We start from the raw sequence: 14,971 nt of genomic DNA, 5'->3' as shown, positions 1-14,971 counted from the left end.
TTTTAGGATAAATCTCAGAAAAGTTTTCTAAATGTGTAACCCTATACCAATAAAAAGTATCGCTATTTTCATCTCTCTAATAATTCCTTTAAGTTATTTAAAGAAATGTGCTTTTATATACTAATAATAATTAACTAAATTAAGAGAAATTTACCAAGATGATTTTACCGATTGTGCTTCGATATACAAAAAAAGTGGCAAGGCAAAAAAATCGACAGGGATAATCCCCGCCGACGTTGTGATCAGAGGTGCCAACACCAGCATTTTGCAGTGTACTCCGACTTAAAAAGTATTGTAAAACATCTTAAATACATATATAATCAAAAATAGCCAACAAGTATAAAGCAAGTGGGATTATGCCGATCGCAAGAGACATCACCCAATTGGTGGGACGGACACCCCTAGTTCAACTGAATCGAATCCCAGTGGCAGAGGGAGTAAAAGCCCGCATCGTCGTCAAACTGGAAAGTATGAACCCCGCCGCCTCGGTTAAGGATCGCATCGGTGTCAGTATGGTGGAGGACGCGGAAGCCGCCGGACTAATTCACCCCGATAAAACAATTCTGGTGGAACCCACTTCCGGTAATACCGGCATCGCCCTGGCCATGGTGGCGGCGGCCAAAGGCTATCGCTTAGTCCTGACTATGCCCGAAACCATGAGTTTAGAACGACGGGCAATGTTAAAAGCTTACGGGGCGCAATTAGAATTAACCCCGGGTAGCCAAGGCATGAAAGGAGCGATCGCCCGGGCCGAGGAAATAGTCGAAAATACCCCCAACGCTTATAGTTTGCAACAGTTCCGCAACCCAGCCAACCCGAAAATTCACCGAGAAACCACTGCCGAGGAAATCTGGGCCGATACCGATGGTCTGGTAGATATCGTTATCGGTGGCGTGGGAACCGGGGGAACCATTACCGGTATTGCCGAAACCATTAAACCCCGTCGTCCCCAATTTCAAGCGATCGCAGTTGAACCCTCTAATAGTCCCGTCTTATCGGGAGGACCACCCGGACCACACAAAATCCAAGGCATCGGGGCCGGTTTTATCCCGGCAATTTTCCGACCGGAATTAATCGATGAGGTGATTATCGTCGATGATACAGAGGCTTTCACCTACGCGCGACGGTTAGCTCGTCAGGAGGGACTACTATCGGGCATCTCGGCCGGGGCGGCTTTATGGGCGGCGATTCAGGTGGGCAAAAGACCCGAAAACGAAGATAAATTAATCGTCATGATTCAGCCTAGTTTCGGGGAACGTTACCTCAGCACGGCCCTGTTTAAAGACCTCGAAGATATCGACTAATAGGAAAATAAATTGATGGAATTTGCAACGAGGGCGATTCATGGGGGGCAAGAACCAGACTCTAGCCATGGTGCGGTAACGATTCCCATTGATCTCACTTCCACCTATAACACCAGCTTTACTACGATTATCGATCGGGATCGAGAATAGGAACGATTTAAAGCGGGATCTGGAAAAGGCTTTGATTGGTTAGGCGAAGTTTTTATCTCATTTGTTAGGTTAAGCAATGTTTTTTAACTCGGAAGATTGGCAAACGATTATTTTTCGGCTGAGTATGGCTATGGCCGTCGGCTGTCTGATTGGTTATAACCGACAGCGAGGCGGTCGTCCCGCCGGATTGAGAACTTTTATCATCGTTAGTCTCGGGGCTGCCATGTTTGTCATGATTCCCCTACAAGCGGAAGGAGATGTGGGTTATGCGTCTTCTAATGCTCTCAGTCGCACTATTCAGGGGGTCGCTTCTGGTGTCGGTTTTTTAGGGGCGGGAATCATCCTACAACAATCCCATCGGGAACTAAATAAGATACAAGTAAAAGGCTTGACTTCGGCGGCGACTATCTGGTTAGCAGCAGGATTAGGGGCCGCTTCTGGCTGCGGTTTATGGCAGATGGTTCTCGTGGGAACTTTTTTTACTCTCTCCACCCTCAGTGGCATTAAACGACTGAAGAAAAAACAACCCTTAGCCAAATATATTAAAGGTCGTAAGAAAATATCTCCGATTAATCAAGAAATAGACTCATCGGATAGTTCAGCATCTCATTAATAAAAAAAGCGATAAAAATTAGTTTTTTATTAAAAGAGCAAAAGCTTTTCTGTAATGGCTTTTGGTTCAAAAAGTTTATATTTTATCTAAAATTTATCGTTTAAAAAATATAATAAATTTTTTATAAAATTTTCTGTATATAAATAACATACAAGTATTTTGTATGATAACATTTAGATAGAGTAACTAATTTTTCTAAACAGGAGAAAATTAAATCATGATCAACCGAAATAAGAGCTTTAAAAGCCTCAAAAATCAAGTTTTCCAGCTGCTGATTTTCCTCTTAACTGTCACTTTGCTCCTAGGCGGAAGAGGAAATGCGATCGCCTTGCCGCTACTCCCCGAACCGTTGGCCGTCATCGACCGTGCCACGGCAACGGGTGGCACTGTGGTGGAACCAGTCAAGAAAAAAAATGAGGTTTCTAGCCCAAAAATTCTCGAAGATGCCCAAATTGCCTATGAAAAAGCCATCCAAGCGACAAAATCGGCTATCGATGACCTAAAGGCTCAACTAGCCGCTCCTTCTCTCGACAAGAAGATTATCGAAGCTCAACAGGACAACCTAGAGGACTTAGCGGATAATATTGACGATCTAGGGGAAAAAGTGAGTAAATTGACGAAAAAATTGACCAAATCCGGCGCTAAACTCAGTGAAACCCTGCAAAACAACCTTATTACCCTAGAAAATAGCCTCGTTAATACCTCCGAGACGATCGATATCTTAGCCGACGACACCGAACGACTCAAAGACAGTGCTTCCCCTTTCCTGAAAACTCGCGTAGAAAAGACCATCGACGCGGTTAAACAGACTCTACAGGAAAGCGATCGAGCTTGGCAAGAACTGATCTCCTCGGCCACCACGGAACTGGAGAAGACTAGCACCCCGAAATAAATAGGGCTTGCAAGGACATAAAATCAGTCTTTTTTGGGGTAATTATCGTTTTTACCCCAAAATCTTCGCAAAACGCCCTAAATCGTCTAAAAAGCTCCTTTCTCGACGGCCTTGTGCTTTTGACTAGCTAAGTACCTAATCAAAATTAATTACCAATCATGACGCTTACCTATCAACCACCAACCCCCCATCGCTGGCACTTTGATAATCGGGCGATTTTGCCCCTTAGAAACCCTAATTTCTGGAAAATCGAGAGTGGAGTCGTGAAAACCTCCACCTGGTTAGAAGATGGAACCCTGATCGTCTTGGGATTGTGGGGACCTGGCAATTTTGTTGGCAAAACCCTAGAGAGAGTCAATCCCTATCAAGTTGAGTGCATCACTCCTGTACAAGCAGTTTCCTTTTCCACAGTTGAGAGTTATCAAATGGCAGAAATTCTGCTGTCTCATCTTCAGCAAGCACAAGAACTAAGTATTATTCGTAGCTACAAACGTACTGATGTTATGGTCTTGAAATTACTGTCATGGTTAGGCAATCAATTTGGTAAACAAACCGGTACCGGACAATTAATTGATGTGCGTCTAACTCATCAGGATATCGCTGACTTATTAGGAACCACTAGAGTCACAATTACCCGCGCACTTAATCATCTTGAACAACAAGGGGCCGTGGAACGTCTTCCCGTCCATCGTCTTCTTTTACGAGAGGAGGAAATCTGGCACTACGAGATTTAGAATGGGAAGGATTATCTCTTTTTTCAATCTATGAATTGGTTAGTAGCCCTTTTAATTACTAGCGTGACGAGTTTTGTGGCCACAAATCTCGATGATCTGATGGTGCTAATGTTGTTTTTCTCGCGACTTAATGCTAATTTTCGACCTCGACACCTGATTATTGGTCAATACCTCGGTTTTACCCTGATTCTCCTAGCTAGTTCCCTCGGTTTACTATTTGGGTTACTGGTTTCTAAAGAATGGATTGGTCTATTAGGATTTATCCCTCTAATTATCGGCATTAAACAACTTTTGTCAAGGGAAAATGAGGATTATATTCAAGAAGTAAGAGAAGATGTTAATTATTCTAAAAATCGCTCCTTTTTTCCTCGTTTTCCCTCCCAAACCTATTACGTTGCTGCCGTGACCGTGGCTAATGGCGGTGATAATATTGGTATCTATACCTCTCTTTTTGCCAATAATTCCCCGATGCACGTCTTAATTATCATGATAATTTTTTATCTCATGATGGGGATTTGGTGCGCCCTAGCCTATTTTTTGATTACCCATCCCAGGATAGCTAAAGTGGTTACAAACTACGGACATAAAATTAGTCCTTTTATCTATATTTTTCTAGGGATTTATATATTAGTTGACAGCCAATTCTATCGTTTATTTTTAACCTATTAACCAAGAATGCCTAAAAAATTATCTTTCAGCTAAGTAGGTAGGTGTTAAAAGTTGTCAGACACCCCCCTTATCAAGGGGGGCAGGGGGGATCAGAGGCAAAATCTATCTTCAATTTAATTATAACTACTTACTTAGACCAAGTAATACTAACTCTTTAACCCTTACCATACCCCTAATTCCCTCCCCGATATTTATCTATGAGCTACATTGACCGGAATCAATTTTCTGCAACTTTCGACATCGCCATTATCGGGGGAGGATTTAGTGGCTCCCTGGTGACGGCGAACCTGTTACGCGACACGGGGACTCCATTATCGATCGCCCTGATCGAGCGCCGAAAACCCCTCGGTACGGGGATCGCCTACGGAACGCGAGACAGCGGCCACCTGCTCAATATTCCTGCGGGCAAAATGAGCGCCTTCGAGGACGATCCCGAACATTTCCTCCACTGGTTAGCAGATAACGGCTATCGATCGATCGATCCGGCCAGCTTCGTCCCGCGTCTAGTGTACGGCAAATACATCCGATCGATCCTAGAAGAAGCGCGGGACAACGCCATTGCCGATCACCGTCTGGAAACGTTTACCGATGCGGCGATCGATCTGGCACTCGACGGGGAAAAGGCAACGATTACCCTCAAAGGAGGCAAGAAAATCAGCGCCGCTAAAGTAGTTCTAGCGCTGGGCAATTTTCCCGCAACGGTTCCCCAACCCCTCGCGTCTCTCAATTCCCCCTATCTCCGCGACGCTTGGGAGACGGACACACTCGCCGATCTAAAACCTGACGGGACGGTGCTGCTCGTCGGTACGGGGTTAACGATGGTGGATATGGTGGTTTCCCTGGCACAAAGGGGATTCACGGGCAAAATCCACGCAGTTTCCCGTCATGGCCTGATCCCTCGATCGCACCGACCCACCGATCCCTATCCCCCGTTCCTCACCCTCGAAACCGCGCCCCAGACCACCCGGGGACTCCTAGGGCGAATTCGCGCCGAGGTAAAAACCGCCGAGAGTCAAGGTCACGACTGGCGGGCCGTTTTAAACGCCTTACGTCCGATATCTCAAGGTCTATGGCATTGTCTGCCGATAGGGGAACGCGCCAGATTTCTACGCCACCTGAAAGCCTATTGGGAGGTTCTTCGCCATCGCCTCGCCGACGAGATCGCCAGTATCCTCGATGAGGCTGTAGAATCGGGACAATTAACCTATCATGGGGGAAGAATTGAAACTGCCGAGGATAAAAACGGCTGTGTAGAGGTTACTATCCGTCAACGGGGAACGGGAAACCTCTTAAACCTAACCGTCGATCGAATCATTAACTGTACCGGCGCGAGTAACGATTACAGGACCATAACCGATCCCCTCGTCGTTCATCTTCGCCAACGGGGGTTAATCCGTCCCCATCCTTTGAATTGTGGTATCGAAACTGCGGACAACGGGGCGATTCTCAGGCCGGACGGTACGGCATCGCCAACCCTCTACACTTTGGGAAATCCCCGCAAAGGCGATCTCTGGGAAACCACCGCCATTCCCGAACTGCGTTTACAGGCGGCCGAACTGGCCTGGGATTTGTTGCGATCGCTGAAAGAGAGAATTTCTCTCCCCACGGCCTACTCGATCGCATTCCAGCCGGCAGCGCCGATTTTCCGCCAGCTTTTCGATAGGGAATCGAGTACCTACACCTATCTGATCGCTGATTCGGGTACGGGGGAGGCGATTTTAATCGATCCGGTCCTCGAACAGGTCGATCGCGATCGGCAGATTCTTTGGCAGTTGGGGTTAACTCTAGGCTACACGATGGAAACCCATGTCCACGCCGACCATATCACCGGAGCGCACCGCTTACGCGAGTTAACCAACTGTTCGATCCTCGTTCCCGAAAACGCGGAAGTGAGCGATATCGATGGTTATGTGCGCGATGGCGACCTCTGGACCGTGGCAGGTCAGCAGCTAAAAGCGATCGCCACTCCGGGCCACACCGATAGTCATATAGCCTATCTCATCGATGAAAAACGCCTATTAACGGGGGATGCACTCTTAATTCGCGGTTGCGGTCGTACCGATTTTCAGAACGGTTCGCCGGAAGTGCTATACAAGACGGTAACGGAGAAGTTATTCACCCTCCCCGACGATACGCTAGTTTACCCCTGTCACGATTATCTGGGAAGAACGGTCTCCTCGATCGGTGAGGAAAAGCGCTGGAATCCCCGTTTCGCCGGCCGCAATCGTCAGGATTTTATTCAGTTAATGAATAATCTCAATCTACCCTACCCCAAGAAGATGACCGCGGCCTTAAGTGCCAACGCACGGGGTGGTAAGGTGGTTTTCGTCATGGATTATCAGATATAAACGGGCAAGCGATTGATCGCCCCGTCGGTCCTGCGCTACACTGGATAACGAAACACTGGAGGAGTACAAGCCCATTCCTACTGCCGCGCAACAGCTAACCTGTTTTATTTTAAGTTATTGGGCAACGAAGATGTATTTGCCCGTTAATATTGTTCCGATTGACGAAAGAACGGGAAATATCTTTTTTCTCGCTGGGGAAGAGCAAGAAATTATTATTTTTAAAAATGGCGATTGGAGGTATGTATGATAAAACGCGAGTTTGAATCGATGAGTCGCGAGGAACTACGGAGTTATATTCTCGAACATAGAGAGGACGAGAGGGCCTTTCAAATTTATCTCGATCGGGTGACGGCCGAACCGGGAGAAATTTATCCCGCACCGCATTCGATCGAGGATTTAAGTCATTTTCCCGATCTCGTGACCAAAAATCGTCGCAATAAACAACAGAAAATATAAATTCAAAGCATAAAAGCCTATTAATAAAAGTCCTTTAAATGTCTATAATTATGTCCTTTAAATGTCTATAATTATGTCCTTGATTATCAGGCTTAATTGAAGAATCACTTTGTTTAGGTAACATTGATTCCGCCCAATTTTCTAGGCTTCTATCATATATCCGATCCTCGAACTCATGTAAAGATCGAACAATAGGAGGCATAGAAAGATTCAAATGATCGCAATAATCTGTAGATTTAACTATCGATTCAAAGACATTAGATGCTAGTAGTGCATCATAAAATGTAAGAATTAGTGGGATCACAGGTTTATCTTTTAGTTTAAGAGCTTTAATAGTTGATGATATTTGTTCTGTAGCACCATGAATTCTTCCCCACAAACTCGCCAATCCTTTGGGATTAAAACATACGCTTGTATCGGAAGACATTAAAGAATTTTTGCATTCAATAATAATATAAACATTAGGTAGAGTAATTAGAAAATCAGCCCTTTTGTCGTCAGAGCTTTGTGGATTTTCAACCTCTCTAATCTTTTCAAAACAGTTAGGTGCGATTATAGGTAATAAAACGTTAGCGAGATATTGTTCAAAAGCTTGATCCAAAATCTTATTAGATGGAAGATGCTTGCATGTTATATTCCAAGAAGATTCCATTAATGAACACGCGTCTGGCAAACAATATTTATCTTGACCCAGATCAATAAAAGGATAATCGAGAAAAGAATTATAAAAGAAAGGATGATATACTTCACTTGTATTATTTAACCTTTCTGTAACTATATTACGGAATGAGTCACGATCACTCGAACTAAAAACTCGACTATTTAAACGAACAAAAATCCTTAGATTTTCTTCGGTATAACCTTTAGATTTCAGTTCGTCATCAAAATCTATACTTTTTTTAAAATCTAGTACACCTCGAAATCTCGTTTTCAAAAAACATCCGATGCTAGACATAAACTGAACAAAATAAAATTCATGATTTAATTTAGTGGAGGATTCAAAAAAATTTATAGTATTTAAGTCTATAGAATTTAGAATTTCAAAAACCTTCATAGTTCGTTGTACACGAGCAAGTTGTACAAGAGCAAGGGGGGTCCAAAATCCAGAATTTTGAAAAAGTGCCTGACGCTGTAAGAAAAGATGGCCTCCATTTTTGCCTATTAGTTCTTTGGTGAAAATATCACTTAGAAGCAATTTCCAGTTACGAACAGTTTTGTAATTCTCTCGCTCCCAAGTATGTAAATCATTAAAGATATATTCTGCTTCCGTATCTAGGAGGGTTTTATCTGAAATGGTATGATTAGCAAAATTGGACAAGACATCAATGAGACTTTCAAATTCTTGAAAAGTAATCGCTTGATTACGGTAAGGATTTCCTGCACTCGCAAGCAAGATCAAGCGTAAAGCATAATTTCGTCTGGAATTTTTTTTTACCCGTCCTAGACGCGATATTCGAGGTCCCCCATTTTGCCATTCTTGCCAACATACACTTGTACCAACTTCTACAAACGAGTTAGAGTTATAACGACGGAGATATTCACGAAGCTCTTTGATACTTTTAAATTCCATTGAACGAGTTCGGGGAGTTAATACGAACGATTAAAGCAAACTTCCTTTCTCTAATTTTAACAAGATTTCCTCTCAAACATCCCGATCGCCTCCAGCGCAGCAACGCCGATCGCTCTCTACCCCACCATCCCCAACCCGCGACCATTTCCCATTTCCCACCCATTCCCGAAAGTGACGAGAAGATCATTCAACGCATCCATATCGCCATCCATTAAAAACGCATCGTGACCGTGCGGCGATCGCAACCAAAATAATTCAGAATTGGGGATATATTTCGCCAATTCCTCTTGTTCTACGGGAGGATAAAGAAGATCCGAATCGATCGCCACGATCGCCGTCGGTTGTTGAATCGACTGTAAAACCGATTCGTAACTCCTTCCCGTCCGGGTGACATCATGACGATCCATCGCCCTACTTAAGGTGATATAAGCATTGGCATCAAAACGTTCGACTAACTTTTTCCCCTGATATTCTAAATAGCGGGCGATCGTGAACTCTCCCCCCTCCCCGTACTCGCGGCCGAAACGTTCCTCAAAACTGGAGTGCGATCGGTAGGTAGTCATCGCCATCATCCGAGCTGCCGATAAACCCCGGGCCGGAGGGCGATTGATCGCATAATTTCCCCCTTGCCAATCTGGATCAGCGTAGATCGCTCCCCTTTGAGCCTCTCCTAGTGCGATACACCAGGCCGAATGTCGTCCCGAAGCCGCAATCACAGCGATCGATCGCGTCCTCTCTGGGTACAGTAGCGCCCATTCCAAAACCTGCATCCCTCCCAAGGAACCCCCGATCACCAACCGCAAAGACTCGATCCCCAACGCATCCATCAACACCCCTTGCAGGTGAACCAGATCCCGAATGGTGATCTCCGGGAAAGTCGGACCGTAGGGTTTACCGGTACGGGGATCGATCGAAGTGGTGCCGGTTGTCCCGTAGCAACTGCCGAGAATATTGCTACAGACAATAAAATCCCGGGTCGGATCGAGAACGCTTCCGGTTCCTAACAAAGGTTCCCACCAAGCTTCTACGTCGGCCGATCCCGTGAAGGCATGACAGACAATAACCCCGTTATCCCGCTTGTTATTCAAAATTCCCCAGGTTCGATAGGCGATCCGCACCCTTTCGAGAACCGCCCCCGATTCGAGAACAAAAGGATGCAGTGGGGAATAGAAACGGGTTTCCGGGGAGATCAAGTCTAGGCGATCCATGGGCGGGGTGGTGGGTTATAAACTCTGGAAAGTTTGCTGGAAATCCTCGATAATATCGTCAATATGTTCCAAACCCACGGAAACGCGGATTAATTCGGGCGTTACTCCCGCCGATCGCTGTTCTTCCTCGTTTAACTGCTGGTGAGTCGTGGAGGCGGGATGGATAACCAGGGTTTTTGCGTCGCCCACATTGGCGAGATGACTGGCCAGTTTCACCCGGTTGATAAAATTCCGCCCGGCCTCGAAACCGCCCCGAATCCCGAAGGCTAAAACCCCGCCGAAGCCGTGTTTTAGGTACTTCTTCGCCCGTTCGTGGTAAGGATGTTCCGGTAATCCGGGATAGTCCACCCATTGCACCTGTGGCTGTTCTTTGAGCCAGTTCGCCAGGGACAAGGCGTTGGATACATGACGATCGACCCGTAGGGAGAGGGTTTCCAATCCCTGTAGCAGTAAAAATGCGTTAAACGGACTCAAGGCTGGTCCGAAGTCCCGCAATCCCTCCACCCGGGCCCGGATAATAAAGGCGATATTGCCCAAAGGGCCGGACGGTCCGAACACCTCGTAGAAATTCAACCCGTGATAACCCGGCGCGGGTTCGGTAAACTGGGGAAATTTGCCGTTTCCCCAGTCGAATTTCCCCGAATCGACGATTACTCCGCCGATGGAAGTGCCGTGACCGCCGATCCATTTGGTGGCCGATTGCACCACGATATCGGCCCCCTGTTCGATCGGGCGACAGAGATAGCCGCCGCAACCGAAGGTATTATCGACGATCAGGGGAATGCCGTTCTCGTGGGCGATATGGGCCAGGGCGGCAAAATCGGGAATATTAAATCGGGGATTGCCGATCGTCTCGACGTATAAGGCTTTAGTGCGATCATCGATCGCCGCTCGAAAAGCCTCGGCCTCATCGCCATCGACGAACTTGACATTTATTCCTAAACGTGGTAGGGAGACTTTGAACTGATTATAGGTTCCGCCGTAGAGGTAGCTAGTGGAAACGATATTATCCCCCGCACCGGCAATATTAGCGATCGCTAATATTGCGCCGCCTGACCGCTAGAGGTGGCCAGGGCCGCCGCACCCCCTTCTAAAGCGGCGATCCGCTTCTCGAAGACATCGGTGGTCGGGTTCATGATCCTGGTGTAGATGTTACCGAACTCTTCTAGGGCAAACAGTCGGGCCCCGTGGTCGGCATCGTTGAAAACGTAGGAGGTGGTTTGATAGATGGGAACGGCGCGGGCCTTAGTTCCGGGGGCAGGTTCTTGGCCGGCGTGTACTTGCAGCGTCTCGAAACGGTAACGGTCAGACATAGGCGATCGGGGAGGAAAATAAAGGGGAAATTCCTCGATTTGTGCGATCGAGGACAAGGGGTGATTAAATTACCTCCTTAGGGGATGGAATGGGTACAGTGGGCTTATCTGCTTACTGTATTTTCCTATCATAGCCATCTTCTGCGAGTCAATTTATTGAGATATCCTTTATACAAAATATCTTTTATACCGAAACTGGATTGTGTTAGGGTAATTGCTACACAAGAAAGTACCAGCTAGACTGGTGGAATGAGAATGTACCATTTAGACCAAAGGAAATTTTGTTATAATTGCTTCTGGATAACCCCGATTCCTTTCTTGGATAAATAAATGCCTTTTTGACCAAATTTCTGACTAAACCTAACGAGATGCTCGTTTAAATTTATGATTGCTAAAACATTTAATCGGCGACTAGGATAACTATAAATATAGCGTTTCCCAATCTCATGAGGTACACCAAAATCTTAACTCCTGACTACTCAAAACCTAAGACTCTGTACCTCACAACTATGGGAATTGCTATAGACAGTATTACCTATATTTTGCCAGCCAGAAGGGAAAAAAATAACGAGACTAAATCTTCATTTTCTAGTTGCTGAAATTCTTCTAGATAAAAATATCACTAATTATGAAGATAAAATCAGCCCTTTTATTTATTTTTAAACCTATCCTATAAACTATCTCTATTCTCAATTAAGATGCTCAAAATTCGCCTTTTAGCTAGACCAAGTAATCTCTTTTTTTTGTTATTAATTTTGGCGATTATTTTTAATCCTTTCGTGATTGTCAATGCGGGAGAAAGAGGGGTTTTAATGGTTTTTGGTCAAGTACAGGAGAAAATACTTAATGAGGGTATTCACGGGATTATTCCCGTTGTTAACACGGTAAAAAAACTAAGTGTGAGAATCCAAAAACAACAGATAGCGGCCGAAGCTTCCTCCAAAGACCTACAGGAAGTATTTACCGATGTAGCCCTGAATTGGCATATTTTAGCATCAGAAGTTAATACTATTTTTCAACAAATTGGCGATGAAGCGGCTGTCATCGAACGAGTGATCGATCCAGCAGTGGAGGAAATTCTTAAGGCAGTTATGGCTAAATATACCGCCGAAGAATTAATTACTAAACGGGAGGAGGTGAAAGGGGAAGTAGATATTCGTTTGAGCGAAAGACTGAAAAATTATCATATCGGTGTCGATGATATTTCTTTGGTTCATGTCAACTTTTCCGATCGCTTTACCGATGCGGTGGAAGCCAAACAAATTGCCGAACAGGAAGCCAAAAAAGCCGGTTTTATGGTGCTGAAAGCTCTGAAAGAATCGGAAGTGAAAATCAATCTGGCTAAAGGAGAGGCGGAAGCTCATCGCATTCTCCAAGATTCCTTAAGTCCAGAAGTTTTACAGAACAAAGCGATCGAAAGATGGGACGGTAAACTTCCCCTATTTATGGATGATAATCTGCTTAAGTCCCTTGAATTGGTTAAAGATAAGCGAAAAACTAGATGATAAAAACAATTTATTAAAACCAGAAAAAAGAATACTTGATTTTATTGAATTTCACTGCGAGGAACTCCTCTATGCTGTTTAAATCCCGAAAGACAAAGCAGAAATTTAACCCCGATTACTGGCGAGATCATTCGGCCAACGAACGCACCTATCTGTCTTGGATGCGTGCCTCGATCGCTTTGATGGGTTTTGGTCTGGTCATTTTGCGTTTACGGACAGCATCTTTGTCATCTCTAGGACTAGGTTGGTTGTTGGGTTTTGTCTTCGCTATGGTGGGATTATTAACCGTTGTCATCGCCACGCGCCGATATTTTCTCATCCGGCGGGCGATCGATAGTAATAGCTACGAACCTGCTCAAGTCTGGATTATTTGCTTTAGTATAGCGATCTCTGGTCTCGGGTCAGGAATTCTCTATTTTGTCGCCACCAGTCCCGATAGCGGTGGGGTAGAAAGCATCGTTTTCGATTAAAACCCCATCCTCGCAGGGAGCGGGATGGGGAAAAAATTGCTCGATACAGGTGGTAAAATCCAGATAACTACTTAAAATTGCCCATTTTCCGACCTTTCCCAGGAAGGGGCGAAAGGTGGACAAATCAAAGGACAGGCACGCCAATGACTGTGAACAGGGACTCCCAAGCGTTGACAATAGCCATTTCCTCTCCCCTGAAACTTATAAAACCGACAGTAACGACAGGTAGAGGAACAAGTAGCAACTTTCGGGAGAGGATTTCCCGTGGTTTCGATCGCTGTTAGTTTTGGGGATAGGGTGGAAATGGTGTCTAGCATGGAAGTCTCCAAGGCTAACGGGGTTCACTAGCGACTCTTACCGTACCTAGTCCCAAATTATGTCACAGTTGCCCATCCTCCCGGAGTATAACGATTGACACGCTCCTAAAAAATTGAGAAAATCCCTTGCTGCCAGACCCATTTCACCACAACACGCTTAGAACCCACATTCCGCACCCTAAGTAGATCTCTTGCAAAAGTAATCAAGATATATCCTTTTGTCGGTAACGAAGTTCGTAATTGTAGATACCAGCAATCAAATTCAATCTCAGACCAAATCGCCGTCTGCGATTTCTGTATCTTGATGAAAGTATCCGAAATATTTTGAGACGACGATGAATATGTTCTATAACTATACGCCGTTGTGATAACTGACGATTGGCTTTTTTTTGCTCTTTACTTAGTTTTTCTTTTTTCTTTTTTTTATGAGGAATTTGACTGTTTTGATGGAGCTTCTGAATTCCTTGATAGCCTTTATCCCCTAATATTTCTATTTTCTTATTTAACCTTATTTTGCTCTCTTTCCACAGTCGAAAATCATGGACTCTTCCTTTCTCACAACGGACACAGATTACCTGCTCGCTTTTTTGGTCGCAACGCGCTCGCTGCGCGAGATCGGCAACGACTTGCGACTTTAATGTGTGGTATCCCTGCTTGCCACTATAGCATGATTTCTGTTTTTTTTGGGTCTTTCTATCTCCTGTTCTGACACATCCACCACTATTACTTCTATTTCACTATTACTTTCTAAGAGGGCTTTTTTTTCGGTAGATTAAACAGACCTGATTTGATGAGAATATTCTCTACTTTCCTAACAATTATATACGCCGTTGCTTCGTTAATACCCCAACTATTTCCCAGATGAAAATAGGTGCGATATTCTCGCCAATATTCTAGTGTTATTAGTAGTTGGTCTTCCGTACTCAATTTGCTAGGTCTACCTGTCTTTTTTTGCCAAACTTTTTCTGCCTTTAGGACTGTTACCATATCCTTAAATGTATCTGGATACACGCCACACAAGCGTTTGAACTCTGTTAGCTTTAAAGTTTTTACTTGTTCGTAAGTCATCTTTCAATCTTAACTCTTGGACTATTTTATCCTATTTTGTCTAGACTTATGCAAGAGATCTTATCAAGCACGCTTACACGGAGAGGAGAGTTGTGAAAGTTTTTTGGAAGAACATGAATGGCAATCTTTGTGTGCCACTATTCATAAAAAGAGTCCGCCCCCTGAAAAGCCGCCCTCCTTTCGAGAAGCGGTCAGAATGATTGCTTCTCTTGGGGGGTTTTTAGGTAGAAAAGGCGACGGTGAACCTGGTGTTAAAACTATTTGGTTGGGACTGCGAAGGTTACATGATATCAGCCAGACTTGGAAACTATCTCATCAAATTAGTCCCCCCATAGAACCTCCTTGAGCCATCTT

16 protein-coding genes and 3 pseudogenes are annotated in these 14,971 nt (G+C 44.8%); 13 read left to right on the top strand and 6 right to left on the bottom strand.

Translation table 11 applies throughout. The features are described 5' to 3' along the window. Positions 1–356: 356 nt before the first annotated feature. The 10 genes and pseudogenes from cysK (at position 357) to ACQY1X_RS09830 (ending at position 7,166) form a co-directional block, all read left to right on the top strand. Positions 357–1,304, top strand: coding sequence for a cysteine synthase A (cysK, locus tag ACQY1X_RS09875; protein WP_271936791.1), 948 nt, complete (start codon positions 357–359; stop codon positions 1,302–1,304). A 15-nt stretch (positions 1,305–1,319) separates the two neighbouring features. Continuing rightward, complete coding sequence (locus ACQY1X_RS09870; RefSeq protein WP_002779101.1) at positions 1,320–1,454, top strand: hypothetical protein; 135 nt, start codon at positions 1,320–1,322, stop codon at positions 1,452–1,454. Positions 1,455–1,530: 76 nt separating this feature from the next. Beyond that, positions 1,531–2,067: an MgtC/SapB family protein gene (locus ACQY1X_RS09865; protein WP_430015640.1), complete on the top strand. Its 537-nt coding sequence runs from the start codon at positions 1,531–1,533 to the stop codon at positions 2,065–2,067. A gap of 217 nt (positions 2,068–2,284) precedes the next feature. Beyond that, the gene (locus ACQY1X_RS09860) at positions 2,285–2,959 is read left to right on the top strand and encodes a hypothetical protein (RefSeq protein ID WP_271936796.1); all 675 of its coding nucleotides are present in this window, start codon (positions 2,285–2,287) and stop codon (positions 2,957–2,959) included. A 158-nt stretch (positions 2,960–3,117) separates the two neighbouring features. After that, on the top strand, positions 3,118–3,693 hold the full coding sequence (locus ACQY1X_RS09855) for a Crp/Fnr family transcriptional regulator (protein WP_002793798.1): 576 nt from the start codon (positions 3,118–3,120) through the stop codon (positions 3,691–3,693). 30 nt (positions 3,694–3,723) lie between these two features. Further along, the gene (locus tag ACQY1X_RS09850; protein WP_287233240.1) at positions 3,724–4,362 is read left to right on the top strand and encodes a cadmium resistance transporter; all 639 of its coding nucleotides are present in this window, start codon (positions 3,724–3,726) and stop codon (positions 4,360–4,362) included. 197 nt (positions 4,363–4,559) lie between these two features. After that, positions 4,560–5,039 (top strand): annotated as a pseudogene (locus ACQY1X_RS09845) (FAD/NAD(P)-binding protein); the annotation flags it as partial. A gap of 963 nt (positions 5,040–6,002) precedes the next feature. Next, on the top strand, positions 6,003–6,710 hold the full coding sequence (locus ACQY1X_RS09840; protein WP_231859810.1) for an MBL fold metallo-hydrolase: 708 nt from the start codon (positions 6,003–6,005) through the stop codon (positions 6,708–6,710). 40 nt (positions 6,711–6,750) lie between these two features. After that, a complete protein-coding gene (locus tag ACQY1X_RS09835) occupies positions 6,751–6,957 on the top strand; it encodes a DUF6888 family protein (RefSeq protein ID WP_373276075.1) in 207 nt (68 codons plus the stop codon). After that, the gene (locus tag ACQY1X_RS09830) at positions 6,954–7,166 is read left to right on the top strand and encodes a DUF6887 family protein (protein WP_002779089.1); all 213 of its coding nucleotides are present in this window, start codon (positions 6,954–6,956) and stop codon (positions 7,164–7,166) included. The genes ACQY1X_RS09835 and ACQY1X_RS09830 overlap by 4 nt, the downstream gene beginning before the upstream one ends. A gap of 34 nt (positions 7,167–7,200) precedes the next feature. Here ACQY1X_RS09830 and ACQY1X_RS09825 read toward each other — a convergent pair whose 3' ends face one another. From ACQY1X_RS09825 to ACQY1X_RS09810, 4 genes are all read right to left on the bottom strand, one after another. Beyond that, complete coding sequence (locus ACQY1X_RS09825) at positions 7,201–8,736, bottom strand: hypothetical protein (protein WP_430015639.1); 1,536 nt, start codon at positions 8,734–8,736, stop codon at positions 7,201–7,203. Between the two features lie 116 nt (positions 8,737–8,852). Next, positions 8,853–9,944, bottom strand: a complete 1,092-nt coding sequence (gene metX, locus ACQY1X_RS09820) for a homoserine O-acetyltransferase MetX (RefSeq protein ID WP_430015638.1) — start codon at positions 9,942–9,944, stop codon at positions 8,853–8,855. Positions 9,945–9,959: 15 nt separating this feature from the next. Then, positions 9,960–10,949: an O-acetylhomoserine aminocarboxypropyltransferase/cysteine synthase family protein gene (locus ACQY1X_RS09815; RefSeq protein WP_430015734.1), complete on the bottom strand. Its 990-nt coding sequence runs from the start codon at positions 10,947–10,949 to the stop codon at positions 9,960–9,962. Between the two features lie 32 nt (positions 10,950–10,981). Continuing rightward, positions 10,982–11,314: a PLP-dependent transferase gene (locus tag ACQY1X_RS09810; RefSeq protein ID WP_430015637.1), complete on the bottom strand. Its 333-nt coding sequence runs from the start codon at positions 11,312–11,314 to the stop codon at positions 10,982–10,984. 641 nt (positions 11,315–11,955) lie between these two features. On the opposite strand from ACQY1X_RS09810, the gene ACQY1X_RS09805 reads away from it, so the two are divergent. Both ACQY1X_RS09805 and ACQY1X_RS09800 read left to right on the top strand, forming a co-directional pair. Beyond that, positions 11,956–12,762: a prohibitin family protein gene (locus ACQY1X_RS09805; protein WP_103113261.1), complete on the top strand. Its 807-nt coding sequence runs from the start codon at positions 11,956–11,958 to the stop codon at positions 12,760–12,762. Between the two features lie 71 nt (positions 12,763–12,833). After that, positions 12,834–13,232 (top strand): YidH family protein, encoded by a 399-nt coding sequence (locus ACQY1X_RS09800; protein WP_024970573.1) that lies wholly within the window; start codon positions 12,834–12,836, stop codon positions 13,230–13,232. Positions 13,233–13,303: 71 nt separating this feature from the next. Here ACQY1X_RS09800 and ACQY1X_RS09795 read toward each other — a convergent pair whose 3' ends face one another. Both ACQY1X_RS09795 and ACQY1X_RS09790 read right to left on the bottom strand, forming a co-directional pair. After that, entirely contained in the window at positions 13,304–13,549 is a 246-nt protein-coding gene (locus ACQY1X_RS09795) for a hypothetical protein (protein WP_002767334.1), read from the bottom strand. Positions 13,550–13,752: 203 nt separating this feature from the next. Next, positions 13,753–14,617: pseudogene (locus ACQY1X_RS09790) on the bottom strand (IS5 family transposase). Between the two features lie 58 nt (positions 14,618–14,675). Here ACQY1X_RS09790 and ACQY1X_RS09785 point away from each other — a divergent pair. Beyond that, positions 14,676–14,963: pseudogene (locus ACQY1X_RS09785) on the top strand (IS4 family transposase); the annotation flags it as partial. Positions 14,964–14,971: the final 8 nt, after the last annotated feature.

It is taken from the genome of Microcystis protocystis FBCC-A270, assembly GCF_050500235.1.
Taxonomy (GTDB): Bacteria; Cyanobacteriota; Cyanobacteriia; order Cyanobacteriales; family Microcystaceae; genus Microcystis; species Microcystis ichthyoblabe_A.
This window is presented reverse-complemented; position numbering and strand designations above follow the sequence as displayed.

Excerpts from the sequence above, each read along its gene's own strand:
- cysK (WP_271936791.1), top strand. The coding sequence starts at position 357 with ATGCCGATCGCAAGAGACATCACCCAATTGGTGGGACGGACACCCCTA.
- ACQY1X_RS09870 (WP_002779101.1), top strand. The coding sequence starts at position 1,320 with ATGGAATTTGCAACGAGGGCGATTCATGGGGGGCAAGAACCAGACTCT.
- ACQY1X_RS09865 (WP_430015640.1), top strand. The coding sequence starts at position 1,531 with ATGTTTTTTAACTCGGAAGATTGGCAAACGATTATTTTTCGGCTGAGT.
- ACQY1X_RS09860 (WP_271936796.1), top strand. The coding sequence starts at position 2,285 with ATGATCAACCGAAATAAGAGCTTTAAAAGCCTCAAAAATCAAGTTTTC.
- ACQY1X_RS09855 (WP_002793798.1), top strand. The coding sequence starts at position 3,118 with ATGACGCTTACCTATCAACCACCAACCCCCCATCGCTGGCACTTTGAT.
- ACQY1X_RS09850 (WP_287233240.1), top strand. The coding sequence starts at position 3,724 with ATGAATTGGTTAGTAGCCCTTTTAATTACTAGCGTGACGAGTTTTGTG.
- ACQY1X_RS09830 (WP_002779089.1), top strand. The coding sequence starts at position 6,954 with ATGATAAAACGCGAGTTTGAATCGATGAGTCGCGAGGAACTACGGAGT.
- ACQY1X_RS09825 (WP_430015639.1), bottom strand. The coding sequence starts at position 8,736 with ATGGAATTTAAAAGTATCAAAGAGCTTCGTGAATATCTCCGTCGTTAT.
- metX (WP_430015638.1), bottom strand. The coding sequence starts at position 9,944 with ATGGATCGCCTAGACTTGATCTCCCCGGAAACCCGTTTCTATTCCCCA.
- ACQY1X_RS09805 (WP_103113261.1), top strand. The coding sequence starts at position 11,956 with ATGCTCAAAATTCGCCTTTTAGCTAGACCAAGTAATCTCTTTTTTTTG.
- ACQY1X_RS09800 (WP_024970573.1), top strand. The coding sequence starts at position 12,834 with ATGCTGTTTAAATCCCGAAAGACAAAGCAGAAATTTAACCCCGATTAC.
- ACQY1X_RS09795 (WP_002767334.1), bottom strand. The coding sequence starts at position 13,549 with ATGCTAGACACCATTTCCACCCTATCCCCAAAACTAACAGCGATCGAA.